The sequence below is a fragment of the Dehalococcoidia bacterium genome, assembly GCA_035310145.1.
In the GTDB taxonomy this organism is placed as follows: domain Bacteria; phylum Chloroflexota; class Dehalococcoidia; order CAUJGQ01; family CAUJGQ01; genus CALFMN01.
On the sequence record DATGEL010000096.1, the window covers coordinates 21,943 to 38,441 of the forward strand.

Annotated in this window: 13 protein-coding genes and 1 pseudogene; 10 read left to right on the forward strand and 4 right to left on the reverse strand. The window is 70.1% G+C overall.

Annotation, left to right across the window (positions count from 1 at the left end; all coding sequences use genetic code 11):
- Positions 1-23: 23 nt before the first annotated feature.
- A complete protein-coding gene (locus VKV26_18345) occupies positions 24-554 on the reverse strand; it encodes a DinB family protein (protein HLZ71868.1) in 531 nt (176 codons plus the stop codon).
- A 768-nt stretch (positions 555-1,322) separates the two neighbouring features.
- On the opposite strand from VKV26_18345, the pseudogene VKV26_18350 reads away from it, so the two are divergent.
- The 4 genes and pseudogenes from VKV26_18350 to VKV26_18365 all read left to right on the forward strand — a co-directional run bounded on the left by VKV26_18350 (position 1,323) and on the right by VKV26_18365 (position 4,228).
- Positions 1,323-1,474: pseudogene (locus VKV26_18350) on the forward strand (transcriptional repressor).
- Positions 1,475-1,623: 149 nt separating this feature from the next.
- Positions 1,624-2,073 carry a nitroreductase/quinone reductase family protein gene (locus VKV26_18355; protein HLZ71869.1) on the forward strand — a complete coding sequence of 150 codons (450 nt, stop codon included), beginning with the start codon at positions 1,624-1,626 and terminating at the stop codon, positions 2,071-2,073.
- A gap of 232 nt (positions 2,074-2,305) precedes the next feature.
- Positions 2,306-3,286, forward strand: a complete 981-nt coding sequence (locus VKV26_18360; GenBank protein ID HLZ71870.1) for a hypothetical protein — start codon at positions 2,306-2,308, stop codon at positions 3,284-3,286.
- A gap of 87 nt (positions 3,287-3,373) precedes the next feature.
- The gene (locus VKV26_18365; GenBank protein HLZ71871.1) at positions 3,374-4,228 is read left to right on the forward strand and encodes an SDR family oxidoreductase; all 855 of its coding nucleotides are present in this window, start codon (positions 3,374-3,376) and stop codon (positions 4,226-4,228) included.
- A 109-nt stretch (positions 4,229-4,337) separates the two neighbouring features.
- On the opposite strand, the gene VKV26_18370 is transcribed toward VKV26_18365, so the two are convergent.
- From VKV26_18370 to VKV26_18380, 3 genes are all read right to left on the reverse strand, one after another.
- The gene (locus VKV26_18370; GenBank protein HLZ71872.1) at positions 4,338-4,931 is read right to left on the reverse strand and encodes a hypothetical protein; all 594 of its coding nucleotides are present in this window, start codon (positions 4,929-4,931) and stop codon (positions 4,338-4,340) included.
- Between the two features lie 149 nt (positions 4,932-5,080).
- Positions 5,081-5,293 carry a hypothetical protein gene (locus VKV26_18375; protein ID HLZ71873.1) on the reverse strand — a complete coding sequence of 71 codons (213 nt, stop codon included), beginning with the start codon at positions 5,291-5,293 and terminating at the stop codon, positions 5,081-5,083.
- 154 nt (positions 5,294-5,447) lie between these two features.
- Complete coding sequence (locus VKV26_18380; protein ID HLZ71874.1) at positions 5,448-8,081, reverse strand: LuxR C-terminal-related transcriptional regulator; 2,634 nt, start codon at positions 8,079-8,081, stop codon at positions 5,448-5,450.
- Between the two features lie 513 nt (positions 8,082-8,594).
- On the opposite strand from VKV26_18380, the gene VKV26_18385 reads away from it, so the two are divergent.
- The 6 genes from VKV26_18385 (at position 8,595) to VKV26_18410 (ending at position 16,370) form a co-directional block, all read left to right on the forward strand.
- Entirely contained in the window at positions 8,595-10,334 is a 1,740-nt protein-coding gene (locus tag VKV26_18385) for an ABC transporter substrate-binding protein (GenBank protein ID HLZ71875.1), read from the forward strand.
- A 150-nt stretch (positions 10,335-10,484) separates the two neighbouring features.
- Complete coding sequence (locus VKV26_18390; protein HLZ71876.1) at positions 10,485-12,269, forward strand: ABC transporter substrate-binding protein; 1,785 nt, start codon at positions 10,485-10,487, stop codon at positions 12,267-12,269.
- Between the two features lie 51 nt (positions 12,270-12,320).
- Positions 12,321-13,271 (forward strand): ABC transporter permease, encoded by a 951-nt coding sequence (locus VKV26_18395; GenBank protein ID HLZ71877.1) that lies wholly within the window; start codon positions 12,321-12,323, stop codon positions 13,269-13,271.
- Positions 13,272-13,319: 48 nt separating this feature from the next.
- The gene (locus VKV26_18400) at positions 13,320-14,249 is read left to right on the forward strand and encodes an ABC transporter permease (protein ID HLZ71878.1); all 930 of its coding nucleotides are present in this window, start codon (positions 13,320-13,322) and stop codon (positions 14,247-14,249) included.
- A 271-nt stretch (positions 14,250-14,520) separates the two neighbouring features.
- On the forward strand, positions 14,521-15,468 hold the full coding sequence (locus VKV26_18405) for an ABC transporter permease (protein HLZ71879.1): 948 nt from the start codon (positions 14,521-14,523) through the stop codon (positions 15,466-15,468).
- Positions 15,468-16,370 carry an ABC transporter permease gene (locus VKV26_18410; GenBank protein HLZ71880.1) on the forward strand — a complete coding sequence of 301 codons (903 nt, stop codon included), beginning with the start codon at positions 15,468-15,470 and terminating at the stop codon, positions 16,368-16,370. Before VKV26_18405 ends, VKV26_18410 begins: the two co-directional genes overlap by 1 nt.
- Positions 16,371-16,499: the final 129 nt, after the last annotated feature.

Sequence of the window (16,499 nt, forward strand, 5' to 3'; positions counted from 1 at the left end):
GTTCGCGCGGCGTCTGCTGCGCCTCAGCCGCCGCGGCCCGGCAGCACCGGCTGGTAGCCCATCTCGCCGCGCAGCTGGTTGATCTCGCCGCGGTGGCCGTTCATGTGCGTGATGAAGTGCAGCGTGATCGCCTGGCCGATCGTCTCCTTGCGCTCGCCCAGCGTCACCTCGCGGTCCAGCACGCGGTCGTCGGCGTTCGTCAAGAACTCGTCGGTGCGCTTCGCCACGGCGAGGGCGTACTGGCGCAGGGCGGCCATATCGCCCACGTGCAGCGCCTTCGCCTCGGCGGCGGGCTGGTTGGTGCCGAAGCCCTTTTCGGGCAGGCCCGTCTTCGCCGCCCAGCCGCCGCTGGCCCACTCCTCCGGCTTCTCCTGGAAGACGCGCTGCACGAACAGGTCTTCGATCCGCGCCACGTGCCACAGCACCCAGGCGATCGAGTGGCTCTCGCCCTCCGCGCTGTGGTGCAGTTGCTCGTCGCTGAGGCCGTCCGTAGCCACGCGAAACGCCTCGTGCAGGAAGTTCATGCTCTGCAGCATGTAATCGGTAGCGCCCATCTTGCCGCCTCCTTCTGACCGGCTGACCGGCTCGTCCGCTCGCCGGCTGTGCGTGAATCCTCCCCCATCGCCGTGCGGCGGGCCGATGCGACGCTGGAGGGGCAGGGGAGGATGTCTCCCGCCGGCATTATGGCAAGACCGCGCCTTGCCCGCCATCCCGCCTCCGGCGCCGCCGCAAGCAGCAGCGTTACCAGGCCGCCGTCCGGCCGTTCTCCCTGTGCAGCCGGTCAGCGCCGCGCGCTGCCACACTGCCGGACGGGCCAGTTGCCCGCCGATTGGCTCTGGCCGGCGGATCGCCGGCCCAGTAGGCTGCATACTATACATGCGACGCATCGGATGTATGCCGTGCAGAACGTCCCGAGTCTCGCCATGACCGACAACGAATATCTGCGGATGCGCCTCGACGAAGGCGTTCCCGCCACGACACGCCTTGCTCTGCCGGCGCCGCTCCGCCGCGCCGCGGGCTGGCTGCGGCGGCTCGCCGGCCGCGGCCGGGCTGCGCGTCCTGTCAGCGAAGACGCGCCCACCGCCGCCGATGCAGGGGTACGCCGCGGCTTGTTGCTGCGCCGCCGCTGTCACGGATCGCCGCCGTCACGGCGCGGCGGCGGACGCTTGCCCGTGCGGCGCGGCCCGTCCTCGCGGCGAGATCCATCCGCGCCGCCAATCCGGCAGCGCGGATAGCACATGGCTGGCCCACGCTTCTTGAGAAGTTTCCCCTTCATGTGACGCGCTGCGGACCTGAGCGATACACCCGGCGGCCGGCCGCAGGTGATTCGTCACGCCGGCCTTGATGTCACAGCTCCGCGCCCGGCGGCGCCGGCACGACCGCCGCGGCGGTGCGACGGCGGAGCGGCGCCGTCTCCACGCAGACGGTTTATACTGTGCTCCGCGCCTTCGCCGGGGCCGGGCTGGTGCGCCGGCGCGTGACCGAACCCCGCTTGCACCGCGCGAAACCACGAGTCGCGGGCATGGTGGGCAGCGTGCCGGCGACCGGCATTTGCAGGCGGTGGCCTGCCGTCTCGCGGCGCGCCGGCAGGGCAGCGCCGCCACGGACTCGGAGAACGATCGCATGGACGAGCGCTACCAGCGGCCGGGTTGGTTCACGACCAACGTCTTCAACCGCATCGTCGCGCTCTCCACGCGGCTGGGGCTCAGCGTTTACGGCTCGCGCGAGCTGGCGGTGCGCGGGCGCTCGAGCGGCGAATGGCGCACCACACCGGTCAACCTGCTGACCTTCGGCGGCGAACGCTATTTGGTGGCGCCGCGCGGCGTGACGCAATGGGTGCGCAACGTCCGCGCCGGCGGCGCCGCCGAGCTGCGTCTGGGCCGGCGCCGGGAGTCGATCCACCTGGCCGAGCTGAGCGACGACGAGAAGCCGCCGGTACTGCGCGCCTATCTGCGCCGCTGGAAGATGGAGGTCGGCGCCTTCTTCCAGGGCGTGGGGCCGGACGCGCCCGATGCTGAGCTGCGCCGCATCGCTCCGGGCTATCCCGTCTTCCGCCTGCTGCGCGAAGGCTGAGGCCCTTCCCGGCGCGCTCGATCCCGGCAACCGGCTCTCCGGATCCTCGTTCGTTGCCGCGCGGGACACCGGTTCTGTGCCCGGCGTCCGCTGAGCCTACTCCCCCGGTGTGGCGCGGAGCGAGCGGGCCGTGCGTATGATGCGGGAGATGCCGGGCGCCGGGCCGCCGCGCTCGGTTGCTCACGCTAGGCCGCGTCAGCCGGGCCGGCCGCGGCGGCCGGGGGAGGATGAAATGGATACGGGCTCCGCACGTGACCTGCTCGAGCATCTGCCCGAGCGCGTGCGCGGCTGGCGGCCGCAACACGCGCTCGATGCGCTGCCGCAGAGCGCCGTCGAGCGGCTGCCCGCCGGCGTGCAGCAACGGCTGGGACGCAAGCGCCGCCGACCACGCTGGCTGGTGATCGGCGTGGCCGTTGGGCTGCTGGCCGTCGCGCTCTGGCTTGGCCTGCGCGTGAAGCGCGCCCTGGCGCCGGGGATTGATGAGGACGAGTTCGACGAGAACGAGCCGCTGGGCGAGCCGCTCAGCTATCCCGCCGCCGGCTCGGGCAGCGGCTGGCCCAACGGCGCGCGTTCACCGGAGAACACCGAGCCGGCGGGCAACAGCGCCGGCGCGGCCACGGCGAGCGCCGCCATGCCGCGGCCGCCGAGCCCCCCACCCGCCCCGCCGCCGCTTCCCGAGAACTCGCATCGTGGCGCCGGGGCCGCGCCCGCGGGGCAAACGGGGCGCCTGGCTGCCGATCAGCCCGCGCCGCCGGCGGGGCCGACCAGCGCCGGACGGCCGCAGGATCTGAGCGACGCCACACTGCCGTTTCCGGCGAGCCCGCCGGCGAGCGCAGCATCGCGGCCGCTGCCTCCGGACCCGAAGCAGGCGCTGGCCGGTACGGTCTGGGCCGAGAGCCGCGACGTGGCGCCGGCGCAGCCGTCCGAGCCGGCGCAGCGCCCGCCCATTCCCTTCAGCGAGAGCCAGGCCGAAACCAACGCGCGCCTGCAACTGCGCCAGGAGGAGCTGCTCGCCGCCTTCCCCGGCATGTCGCGGTCAGATATTGTCGAGTGCGACGGCGACCTGGATCGGCTTGCCGTGATCCTTTCCACCAAGCTCGGACGCCCGATCGACGAGGTGCGCAGCCGTGTGGACGCCGTCCTCGGCACCGGCGCGCCGCAGCAGCAGCAAGACACCGGCATCGAACCGGACCTCAGCGTACGCGACGACTGAGCGCCGGTCCGCATACCCAGGCGCTGCGGGAAAGCGCCCGTTCGGGCACTGCCTCTGCGCTATGCTGGGCGGCGGGGAGGCAGGCAGATGGCTGAGGCAACCGAGCTTCCGGGCGCGGGCGGGCCGGGCGGCGCGGCGCCGGGGCAGCCGCGGCTGGCCGGCAAAGTCGCGATCGTCACCGGCGCCGGTTCACGCGGGCCGGGCACGGGCAACGGCAAGGCGATGGCGCTGCTCTTCGCGCGCGAGGGCGCCCGCGTGCTGCTCGTGGACCAGCAGCGGGCGCGGGCCGAGGAGACGCTGACGGCGCTGGGCGTGCTGCTGGGGCGCGACGCGGGCGAAACCGCGGCGGTCTCTGAGGCGGACGTCACCGACCCGGCGCAGGCCGAGGCGCTGGTGGCCGAGGCGGAGCGGCGCTTCGGCCCGCTCACCACGCTGGTCAACAACGTCGGCATCGAGAGCCGCGGCAGCATCCTCGATACCTCACCCGAGGATTGGGACCGGGTGATGACGGTGAACCTGCGCTCGATGTACGCCTGCTGCCGCGCGGCGATTCCGCGCCTGGCCGCGCACGGCGGCGGCGCCATCCTCAATATCTCTTCCGTCTCCGGCATGCGCGGCCGTGGCAACGCGCCCTACGCCGCCAGCAAGGGCGGCGTGATCGCGCTGAGCACGACGCTGGCGATCCAGCATGCGGCGCAGGGCATCCGCGTCAACTGCATCGCGCCGGGGCCGGTCTACACGCCGATGGTGGCCGGCGGCATGGCGCCGGAGACGCGGGCGGCGCGCCTTGCCTCGGTGCCACTGGGCGCGGTCGGTCTTGAAGGTACGGCCTGGGACATCGGCTGGGCGGCGGTCTTCCTCTGCAGCGACGAAGCGCGCTGGATCACCGGCGTGACGCTGCCCGTGGACGGCGGCAGCATCGCCGCCACGCGCAGGGCGTAGGGTCGGGGAGCGAGGAAATAGAAACACGAGAAGAGGAAATGGGAACGAGTGAAGCTCCGCGGTTGGCTCCTCGTTCCTATTTTCTATTTCCTGTTTCCTCGTTTCCTCGTCACGGCTGGCGCAGATCCACGACCGTGAACGGCTCGTTCTCCGACTGCGCGAGGGCCAGCCAGAAGCCCTCGGGATCGGCCTCCGCGCTGACCACGGTGGCCCGCAGGGCCGGCGCGCCGCCGGTGGCGCGGTAGGCATTCGTCGCCATCAGCCCTTGCTCCAACTCTGTTACCTGCCGCGCGGAATCGACGACGAACACCGTCAGCGTGCCATTCGACGCTTGCGGGTCCATGCGCGCCAGGGCGGTGAAGAGCAGCGGCGCCGTGCTTGCGGCGCCGGCTGACGCCGCGGCCTGCGGAACGTTCGCCGGCCCGGCGCCGCCCGGCGCGTTCGCGGCCGCCGCCAGCGAACCGGCTGCCTGGCTCGCGGCCGGCACGCTCTGCTGCGCCGAAACGGCGCCGGATGGGACTGGACGCGCGCTCGTCTGATCGGCGTCGCGAGCATGCTGGCCGGCGAAGGCGTGCCAGGCGACGAGCGCGACGACGACCGCCAGGACCAGCGTGATGCACGAAGTCCAGGCCGCGTAACGGGCCGCGCGCGCCTCGTCCTCCGGCGCGATCAAGATCTCGTGCGGCGGCGCGGGGCTGACCATGGCGCACACTCCTCTTCTTAGCCAGATGAACGTGCGGCGCATGCGCAATCGCGGGTGGGCGCGCGGGCGCAAGCCGGCCGCCGGCAGGCGCCGGACGGGTGCATTCGGCGCCACGCTGGCCGTGGTCATCGGCGCGAAGCAGGCGGCGGCTACGGCCGGCTCGACGGCGCGGCGGGATGCTGCGTCCGCGCCCTGCGCTGCACGAGGCCACGCAGGAAAACGAGCACGGTGGCGGGCAGATGATGACGCTGACGCGGCACCGCGTCAGGCTCAGAGGACTCGGGCATCGCGGCAGGGCGATAGTGCGCGGCGAACTGCTGGGCCTCGGCGTCGATCTTGAGGACGGTGGGGTGCGTGATCATCGCTGGCTCCTTCCGCGGGCGCCGGCAGCCGCGGGAATGCGCGCCGGTCCCATGCCAGCAGCATGCCCTGTGGCCCGCGGGCCGCCATCGCGGAAGCCCCACATTTTCTGCGGGTGCGCAGAATCAGGAGCGGATGTGGGAAACCCCGTAGCGGCTACGGGGTGTGCGAATCGCTGAGACCGCGGCGGTGCGCGAAGCTCGTGGCCTCGGCGCGGTTGCGGACGCCGATCTTGCCGTAGAGGTTGGTGACGTGCCGCTCAACCGTGCCCTCGGCAATGGTCAACGTCTCGGCGATTTCGCGCGTGCTGCGGCCGGCCGCGATCAGGCGCAAGACGTCGACTTCGCGGGCGCTGAGACCACTGGGATAGGCTGGTGCGGGCGCCAGGTGGACAGCCGAATCGCGATGGAACTGGTCAGCCAGCCTCAAGGCTGCATCAGCGGCCTGATCGATGGACATCGCCGCGCCCGCGCGGTAGGCGTCTGGCTCTGCCTCAGCGAGAGCCGCCTGCATCGCTTCCATACGGCGTTCGTACAGGTGTCTGTACCAGGGCCGGCGTGCGCCCCCGGCCTGCCATACCGCAGCGGCAGCGCCGGCGAGATGGGCGGCTTCGCTCCGCCATGAGCGTTGCTCGAGAACCAGCGCCATCGCTTCCAGACAGACGGCGACCATCTCCGTCTGCACCTCGCTCTGAGCAAGACGCAGCGCATCGGTAAGCAGCGCGAACGCCCGAGCAGGATCTCCGAGATCTAACGCGGCCATGGCGTGGGGGACATCCGGGTCCGCTTCGGCCACGGTGCCTCCTCGCCTGCGCGCCAACTCGCCGCTTTCTCGGAACAGCGCCTCCGCGCGCTCCTCGTCCCCCGCGGCAAGAACTGCCCAGCCGAGGAAGTGGGCATCGCCACCCTGGCCGAACAGATCCGTGGCCGGCCGCAGCGTCCGCGCCTCCTCGAGGAGGCGACGCGCCTCCGCGTACTCTCGCTCGCTAATCGCGATCTGACCGAGCATGAACGAGCAATTGGCGATGCCCGGCGGGTTGTGCATCTGCCGATGAAGCGCAAGTGATTGCTGGTAGAGTCGGCGAGCAGCGGCCGCATCGCCAGCGATCAGCGCACGTGATCCGAGGCTTTCAAGCGCCCTGGCGAGCATCACCGTGTCACCATGCTCCGAAGCCACAGAACAGCACTCCTCGAGCAGACGGTCGCCAGCCAGGGCATTGCCGTGGTTCTCTCCCCAGATACGCAACGCCTCCCCCAGTGTGCGCCAGTCCCCAAGCCTCCTGGACAGCGCAATGCTCTCCTCAAGAAGTCGTCCCGCGCGCCGGCGCGCGGCGGTGTCGCCCCGGTGAGCTTGATAGCCATGTGCCAACCAACCGGCGACGAGCAGCGCACGTGCTCGATCCCTCGACGGTTCGACCGGGCCAGACAAGGGCAGAAGCCGCTCGATCCATCGCCAGCCTTCGGCGCCATGGTCGCCGTACGGCCAGTACCAACCAAGCGCCGAGGCGAGGCGAAGTCCGTCCTCCGGCTGACCTTGCTCCAGCACCCAGGTAAGCATCGCCCGAATATTGTTGTGTTCGGCGACGACGCGCGCCAGCCAGTCGCGAGCGCCGCGCTCGATCCGCGGAGAGGCTTCCTCTGCCAGCGCAATCAAGCAGCGCATGAGACGACCGCACAGATCCTCTGCCTCGCCGCTCGCCGCAAGCTGCGCCAACGCGAACGCGCGCACCGTCTCCAGCATGCCGAAGCGCGGCGCACCGTCCGCGCCCGTGCGTTGCACCAACAGGCTGTGCTCTACAAGCGCCGTGAGCAGGTCGAGCGTGTCCGCGCTCAGTTCATCGTCCGGGTTGCAGACGGCTTCGGCCGCTTCCAGCGTGCAGCCGCCGGCGAAGATGGCCAGGCGACGGAAGAGCACGCGCTCCGGCTCGCTCAGGAGCGCGTGGCTCCAGGCGATCGTGTCGCGCAGGGTGCGCTGGCGGGCGGGCAGGTCGCGCAGGCCGCCGCTGAGCAGATCGAGGCGGTGCTGCAGCCGCGCCAGCAGCGCCGCCGGCGAGAGCACGCGCACGCGCGCCGCCGCCAGCTCGATCGCCAGCGGCAGGCCGTCCAGCCGCCGGCAGATCGCCGCCACCGCCGCGGCGTTCCCCACATCGAGTGCGAAGGCCGGATTCACCGCTGCCGCCCGCGCACAGAACAGCGCCACCGCGGGCGACTCCGCCAGCGCGTCGACCGCCGTCTCCGACTCGGCGGGCAGCGCCAGCGGCGGCACGGGGACCTCGCGCTCGCCGGAAAGGCGCAGCGGCGCCCGGCTGGTGGCCAGCACCGTCAGCCGCGGACAACGCGCCAGCAGCTCGGCCACCAGCGGCGCGGCGGCGAGCAGGTGCTCGACGTTGTCCAGCACGAGCAGCAGTGGCTCTCCGCGCAGGCGCAGGACGTTCGCGATGGTCTCGGTCAGCGGCTGCCCCTGCGCCTCGCGCACGCCCAGCACCGCCGCGATCGCCGCCGGTACGAAGCCCGCATCGGCCACCGCGGCCAGCGGCACGAACCAGGCGCCGGCGGGGAAGTCCGGCAGCAGCGCCTCCGCCACGGCGAGGCCGACGCGCGTCTTGCCCGAGCCGCCCGCGCCAGTGAGCGTCAGCAGCCGCGTGTCTGGCCGGCGCAGCAGGGCGGCCGCCTGCTCTACTTCGGGGGCGCGGCCCAGCAGCGGTGTGGCCGGCGCGGGCAGGTTGTGCCGCGCCGCCGCGGCCGGCCGCAGCGGGATCGGGTCGTGGCGAAGACGCTCGGGCTTGGCCATCGCGCGGCGCTCCACGGGCGCTCGATGCTGCGATTCATTCTTTCCCGCAAACTCCGGGATGTCGAGATCGTCAGTCGGCATGATCAACGCGGCGGTCGGCGGTTTTGGAGCACTGGCCCGCGGGGCGACCCTCATCCTCACCCCCTTCTCATTCCTCTGGTCCTTCTCCCAATACTGGAGAGAAGGAGAGGGGCGATCCCGGGTTGGAGTGTTCCAGACGACGTGAGGCTTCCAAACTGTGGTAGAGCCGGTTCGTGATTCGCCCGGCACGCCGCGGGCGCAACCGGCAGTGCGACGGCTGGTTCGACACCAATCGCACTGCCCTACACGGGCTCGCCCCTCTCCGATAGGCTGCTTAGCAGCCGCGGATTGCCAGCAGCCGTGTGGATAGGAGAGCTGGGTACGGGGAGTAAGCGCCCGCCGCGCCCCAGCGATAGATCGTGCTCGCAACGCACGTCCAGTAGAGTCGAAGGTCGCGGTACCCCGGCGAACCGTGCACGGCGAGGCAGACACATGTTCCAGACCCGGTCCCGGCAGCCGCGGCGCCTGGCGCGGCGCGAGGCGCTGCGCGCGGCGGCGCTGGGCGGGCTGGCGCTCAGCTTCGTACCGGCCTGCAGCGGCGGCAAGCGCGCCGGCGGCCCGGCCACGCCCACGGCGGGCCGCGGCGGCACGCCGAGCCCCACGCTGCCGCCCGGCGAAACCACGCCCGGCCGAGGCTCCGCCGCCGAGACGAATGGCCGGCCCGGCGGCACGTTGGCGCTGGCGATGCCGGGTGTGCCGGCCGGCTTCGACCCGGTGGCGCAGAATGCGGCGCTCACCCCCGCGTTCGTGGCGCTCGCCTGCAACGGCCTGCTGGCGCCGCGCAACGGCAACGCGCGCGTTCCCGATCCGGCGGACACGGCGCTCGTACCGGACCTCGCCGCCGCCATGCCGGAGCAGCCGGACGCGACGACGTACCTCTTCCACCTGCGGCCCGAGGCGCGCTGGCAGCAGACGGCGCCCGTGGGCGGCCGGCCGTTCATCGCCACGGACGTGCAGGCGCACTTCAGCCGCGCCCTGGGCGAGCGTTCGGCGCTGAAGCTGGCGCTGGCGCCGCTGGAGCGGGTGGAGGCGGTGGACGATCACACCGTGCGCTTCGTGCTGAAGGCGGCCTACGCGCCGTTCCTGGCGCTGATCGCCGGCGGCCCCGATCGCTTCATTCTGCCGCGCGAGACGGCGCAGGCCGGCACCTCGCGCACCCTGCTGATCGGCACGGGGCCCTTCCTGCTGGCACAGCACACGCCGGGACAGCCGGACATCTTCAGCCGGAATGCGGCGTACTGGAAGCGCGATGCCCGCGGCACGGCGCTGCCCTATCTCGACGGCCTGAGCTGGCTTTCGCTGCCGGACGCCGCCGCCCGCGTGCAGGCGTTGCAGGCGCGGCAGGCGCTCGTCAGCGCCGCACTGGAGCCGGCCGCCTTCGACCAGCTCCGCGCCAGCAACGCCAACGACTTCGACTTTGAGGAGGCGCCGGGCGTCGCCGACGCGCTGTTCATGCGCGTGGACCGGCCACCGTTCAACGACAAGCGCGTGCGCCAGGCGCTCTCGCTGGCGATCGACCGTCCGGCGCTGATCCAGGCGCTGGGCAAGGGCCACGGCGTGACAGACCTGCCGATCCCTGCCCTGCTGCGCCTGCCGCCGCTGCCCGACGGGCCGGGCCAGCCTGGCCGGCTGTTCACACGCGACATCCAGGCGGCGCGGCAACTGCTGGCGGCGGCGGGCGTGCCGAGCGGCCTGCAAACGACGCTCACCTTCACACCGCAGTACGGCGCCACCTTTGTGCAGGAGGCGTCGCTGCTGCGCGGCTACCTGCACGAAATCGGCATCGAGGCGACACCGCACCAGGTCGACTACGCCGCGTATCTCAGCACGGCCTTCGTCGGCAGGTTCGAGGGGCTGGCCCTGGGCCAGCGGCAGCCGCACGCCGACGCCGACCCGTACCTGAGCGACGTCTACGTGCCCGGCGCCATCGGCTATCAGGACGGCTCGAACGACGCCGCGTTGCAGGCCCTGATCGCCAGGCAGCGGGCGGAGCTGGATGGCGCGGCGCGGCTGGCGCTGCTGGGGCAGATCCAGGGTTACCTGGCCGACGCCGCCTACCGTGTCTATCCGCCGGCGATCGGCCACGGCTACGCGCGGGCGAAGGCTATGCGTAACTGGCGCGGCAGCGAATGGCCCGCCGCCGCGCTGGAAGCCGCCTGGCTGCAGGCATAGGCGCCTCCGATGGGCAGGCGCCGCTGCGCCGAACGAAGCCGAACGTGCTATTGTCTTTCCGCGAGGCGCCGGGGCGCCGTGTCTGGGCGCCGCTACCAGATCGATTCCCGGCCACGCCGATGACCCCGCCGTGCCGAAGGAGTTTGGGACATGGAGGAAGGCGGCTACTGGCAACGACTCGCCGGGCGGCGGACGTCCCGGCGTGTGGCGCTGCGGGCCGGCGCGCTGGGCGGCCTGGGGATGGCCGCGGCCTACGGGCTGGCGTGCAGCAGCAGCAACAATAACAAGGCGCCGGCGAAGACCGGCGGCGCGGCGCCGAGCGGCAACGCGCCAGCCGCGGGCACGCCTTCGGGCGCTGCGGCGCCGGCCGGCGCCTCGCCCGCGGCGGCCAACGCCGGCGAGGGCAACGGCAAGCCCGGCGGCACGATCTCCTTCGCCTTCAACGCCAACCCGCCGAACTATGACCTCGTCCAGTTTCAGTCCTACTCGATCAGCGGCTTCATCAGCCTCGTCTACAACGGCTTGCTGACCTTCCGCAACGGCACGGCGCAGTATCCCGACTCGGTCGATAACACGGTGGTGCCCGATCTCGTCACCGCGGCGCCGGAGCAGCCGGACAACAAGACGTACATCTTCAAGCTGCGGCCCGACGTGAAGTGGCAGAACGTCGCGCCGATGAACGGCCGCGCGCTCACGGCCGACGACATCAAGTGGTTCTACGACTACGCCACGACCGATCCGAAGTCGCTGGACAAGGCCGACTTCAACGTGATCGACAAAATCGAGACGCCGGATCAACAGACGGTCAAGATGACGCTGAAAAATCCGAGCGCCAACTTCCTCACGCTGATCGTCGGCGGCTTCAACCGCTACATCGAGCCCAGAGAGGTCGGCGAGGCGGGAAATCTGAAGACGACGTTGATCGGCACGGGGCCGTTCATGCTCAGCAGCCACGAGCAGAACGTGCGGGCCGTCTTCAAGAAGAACCCCGCCTACTGGAAGAAGAACTCGTTCGGCCAGCAGTTGCCCTTTGTCGACGAAGTGGACTGGCTGATCATCGTCGATACCGGCGCCCGCCTGCAGGCGGTGCAGTCGCGGCAGGCAAACATCTCCTGGATCCTGATCGCCGATGAGTACGACCAACTCAAGAGCAGCAACGGTAGCGACTACAACTTCGACGACACACCCGGCATCTCCGACTACATCTATATGCGGCTCGACCAGCCGCCGTTCAACGACAAGCGCGTGCGCCAGGCGATGTCGATGGCGATCGACCGGCCGGCGCTGATCCAGGCGATCGGCAAAGGCAAGGGCGACTCCGACCTGCCAATCCCGACCTACTTCAAGGACTTTTCGCTTGGGCTGGACAAGCTGGGCGACCTGGCCAAGTATTACAAGCGCGACCTTCAGGCGGCAAAGCAGCTGATGGCGGCGGCTGGTCACGCCGACGGCATCAAGACCACGTTCAACTACACCGCTGTCTACGGCGCCGCCTTCGTGCAGGCGTTCCAGCTCGTGCAAAGCTACTTGAAGGAGATCGGCATCGACGCGACGGCGCGGCAGGTCGAGTACGCGCCGTATTTGACCTCGGTCTTCAAGGGTGACTTCGACGGCATCACCTACGGGCCGCGCGGCCTGTTCGACGACCCTGACCCGTTCGTCGGCTACTTCTACACGCCGGGCTCGATCTACTACCAGGACCACTCGGATGACAAAGATCTGCAGGCGATGATCGCCAAAGAGCGGCAGGAGCTGGACAAGCAGGCGCGGATCAACATCTTCTACGACATCCAGAAGTATCTCTCGGACCAGATGTACCGCGTCTACGACGTCTCGGTGGACCGCTACTGGGCGCGGGCCAAGAACGTGATGAACTACCGCGCCTCGTCCTGGTTCCCGTACTCGGAGTTCGAGACGACCTGGTTCTCCAAGTAGAGCCTACGCCCGGCGCCGTCCGGCCGTGGGTGCGCACAGGACCGCTGCGCCATGCTCGATTACATCGTCAAGCGCTTCGTCTTCACGGTCATCGGCGTGATCCTGACGACGTTCATCGTCTTCGGGCTGGTGCGCATCATCCCCGGCGACGCGGCGCAGGTCGTGCAGGGCCAGTTACAGACCTCGCCGGCGCAGCTCAAGGCGGTTCGGCATGAGCTGCGCCTGGACCGGCCCTGGTACACGGAGTATTTCCGCTGGCTGGGCCACGTCGCCACCGGGGATCTCGGCGCCTCGTTCTACTCCAAGCGGCCGGTGATGGACACGATCAAGCAGGCGCTGCCGGTCAGCGTGGAGTTGGCCGTGCTCTCGATGCTGATTGCGACGCTGATCGCCGTGCCCTCCGGCATCGTCAGCGCGGCGCGGCAGGAGAGCTGGCTCGACTACGCTCTGCGGCTGTTCTCGGTCGCGGGGCTGGCGGTGCCAAGCTTCTTCATCGCCGAGCTGTTTATCGCGCTGCCGGCGATCTGGTTCAAATGGGCGCCGCCGGGGCGCGGCTACGTGCCGCTGCTGCGTGATCCATGGGTGAACTTCCAGCAGTTCTTCCTGCCGTCGATCGCGCTCGGCCTGGCGTTCTCGGCCAGCATGACGCGCTTCGTGCGTTCCTCGATGCTCGACGTGCTGCGCCAGGACTACATCCGCACGGCGAAGGCGAAGGGACTGCGCGAGCTCTCGGTCGTCACGCGCCATGCGCTGCGCAATGCGCTGATCCCGGTGGTGACGCTGTTCGGCATCCAGCTCGGCCTTATTCTCGGCGGCACGGTGATTATCGAGACGATCTTTCGCTTTCCGGGACTTGGCCAGTACACCTTCAACGCGATCTCGCAGCGCGACTATCCGATGCTGCAGGGGATTGTGCTGGTCTTCGCCGTGGGCTTTCTGCTGATCAACCTGATCGTCGATCTCTCGTACGGCTATCTGGACCCGCGGATCCGCTACGCCTGAGCAGCGGCCGACGGCGGCGGCACCGCCGCGGAGCAACGAGGGGACAGCATGGCGCGTGATCGGACCCCGGCCTCCGCGGCAGCGTTGCCGGCGTCGGCGCTGCCCGAGCTGGCGCGGCAACGCCGCGGCGGCCAGGATCTGCTGCGCCGGCTGGGCAGAACGGCGCGCGGCAAGCCGCTGGGCGCGATCTCGGCGCTGATCGTCCTGCTGCTGGTGGTGATGGCGATCATCGGCCCGGCGATCAGTCCCTACGACCCGATCAAGCCGAACGGCCTGATCACGAGGCAGGCGCCGTCGGCGGCACATCCCTTCGGCACGGACCAGATCGGGCGCGACATTCTCAGCCGCGTGATCGCGGGGGCGCGGCCGTCGCTTGAGGTCGGGCTGCTTTCCGTCGCCTTCGGCACGCTGATCGGCGCGGCCTTCGGCGTGGTCAGCGGCTACTTCGGCGGCGTGACGGACTTTGTGATCCAGCGCGTAATGGACGCGATCCTCAGCATTCCACCCCTGATCCTGGCGATCGCGGTGGCGGCCGTGCTGGGCATTGGCCTGCGCAACGTGATTATCGCGATCGCGATCGTGATCACGCCGGCCTCGGCGCGCATCGTGCGCAGCGCGGCGCTGACCGTGCGCGCCAACACCTACATCGAGGCCGTGCAGGCGGTCGGCGCAAGCGACCTGCGCATCATCTGGCGCCACGTGCTGCCGAACGTGATGGCGCCGATCATCGTGATCGCCAGCATTCAGATCGGCGTGGCCATCCTGGCCGAGGCGGCGCTCAGCTTTCTGGGGCTGGGCACGCAGGCGCCGAACCCGTCCTGGGGCGCCGATCTTGCGGCAGCGCGTACGATCGTCACGATCGCCGTCTGGGTCTCGATCTTTCCCGGCCTGGCGATCAGCATCGTCGTGCTCGCCTTCAACATGCTCGGCGACGCCCTGCGCGATATCCTCGACCCGCGGCTGCGCGGCGCCTCCTGAGCACGGCGGCCGGCGGCGCTGTCTCTCCCAACGCAACTCGTTCGTAACCGCTGAAGAGCTGTGCCGCCTGCGCCTCACGGATCCTGAGCGGATGCAGGCAGAGGCAGCGATATCTCCCGTTCTGAAAACGTTTCATTGACGGCGCGAGTTGGCCCCGGCTATGCTGGGTCATCGCTTGCTCACGGTTTGGCGGCGTTCAGCCGGACGGGTCCGGGCGGAGACGAGTCCCTGCAACAGCCCCGCCCTGCCCGGGTGAGCGGAGAGGCGCGCGGTGACCCAGTACATCATCAAGCGGTTGCTGCTCGCGGTGCTCGTGCTCTGGATCGTGAGCGTGATCGTCTTCTCCGCCGTGCGCGTGATTCCCGGTGACATCTGCAAGATCGTGACGGCGGCGCCGGATGTCGATGCCAAACAGTGCGCCTCGATCAAGCACGGCCTCGGCCTGGACAAGCCGGTGGTCACGCAATACCTGAGCTACATGGGCGGCATCTTCCACGGCGACTTCGGCACGGCGCTGATCAGCAAGCGCAAGGTCTGGCCGGAGATCCGCACCCGCATTCCGCTGACGCTGGAGCTGTCGCTGATCGCCACGATCTTTGCGATGGCGCTGGCGCTGCCGATCGGCATCATCTCTGCCGTCAAGCGCGACGGCCCCGCGGACTACGGCCTGCGGCTGCTGACGATCGGTTGGCTCAGCATTCCCGGCTTCTGGCTGGGCACGATGCTGATCATCTATCCGGCCAAGTGGTGGGGCTACAGCCCGCCGCCGGGCTACACCGACATCTGGAACGACCCGCTGAAGAACCTGCAGCAGCTATACTTACCCGCGATCGCCCTGGGCCTGGCGCTGAGCGCGAGCCTGGCCCGCATCACGCGCTCGTCGATGCTCGAGGTGCTGCGCCAGGACTACGTGCGCACGGCGCGGGCGAAAGGGCTCGTCGGCCGCGTGGTGGTCACGCGGCACGCGCTGAAGAACGCGATGATCCCGGTGATCACGCTGTTCGCCGTGCAGTTCGGCTTTCTGCTGGGCGGCACGGTCGTGCTGGAGTCGATCTTCAGCCTGCCCGGGCTGGGCCTGCTCACGCTCTCATCGGTGCTGATCAAGGACTACCCGGTGGTGCAGGGGCTGGTGCTGTTCTTCGCCATCGTGCTGATCCTGATCAATCTGCTCGTCGATATCAGCTACGCGTGGTTTGATCCGCGCATCAGGTACGCGTGATGACGACAACGACGATCGCGCAGCCACCGATGGCGCCGTCGGCGCTGACCGAGCGCCGCAATCTCTGGCGCGGGCTGTGGCGGTTCACGGCGCGGCGGCCGGTGGGCGCCGCCGCCGGCCTGATCTGCATCCTGCTGATCTTCGTCGCCATCTTCGCCCACCAGCTCGCGCCCTCGGCGCCCGACGCGCTCTTTCCCACGGCGAAGCTGAAGCCGCCCTCGGCCGCGCATCCCTTCGGCACCGACAACCTCTTCCGCGACATGTTCAGCCGCATCCTGATCGGCAGCCAGATCTCCCTCGGCGTGGGCTTCGCCTCGGTCTTCGTCGGCACGCTGCTCGGCACCCTCTTCGGGCTGGTCGGCGGCTACGCGCGCGGCTGGGCCGATATGGCGATCAACCGCGTGATCGATACGGTGATGGCCTTCCCGCCGCTGGTGCTGGCGATCTTTTTCCTCAGCATCTTCCACGCGACGTTCTTCACGGTCAGCATGGCGATCGGCATCATCATCGCGCCGGTGACGGCACGCATCGTGCGCGGCGCGGTGCTGAGCGTGGTGAACCTGCAGTACATCGAGGCGGCGCGGGCGCTGGGCAGCTCGCATACGCGCCTCATGTTCCGCCACGTGCTGCCCAACGTCTCCGCGCCGATCATCGTGATCGCCAGCATTCAGATCGGCAACGCCATCCTGGCCGAAGCCGCGCTCAGCTTCCTCAGCCTGGGCATCGCCACCGATGCGCACCCAAGCTGGGGGAAGATGCTGCAGGATTCGCGCTCGGTCTGGGAACAGGCGTGGTGGACGGCGGTGATTCCGGGCGTCGCGATCAGCATCGCGGTGCTCGCCTTCAACATGTTCGGCGACGCGCTGCGCGACGCGCTCGATCCGCGGCTGCGCGGATCGTAACGAACGCGCCGGCGGCGCGGCCGGCCGCGCTGGTTTCACTACGGCCGCGGGCGGTACATTCACGGGGATTCAGCGGGCCGCACCGGTGCGACCCGCTTGCGCCAGGCGCGCGCTTTTCAAGGCAGCCCG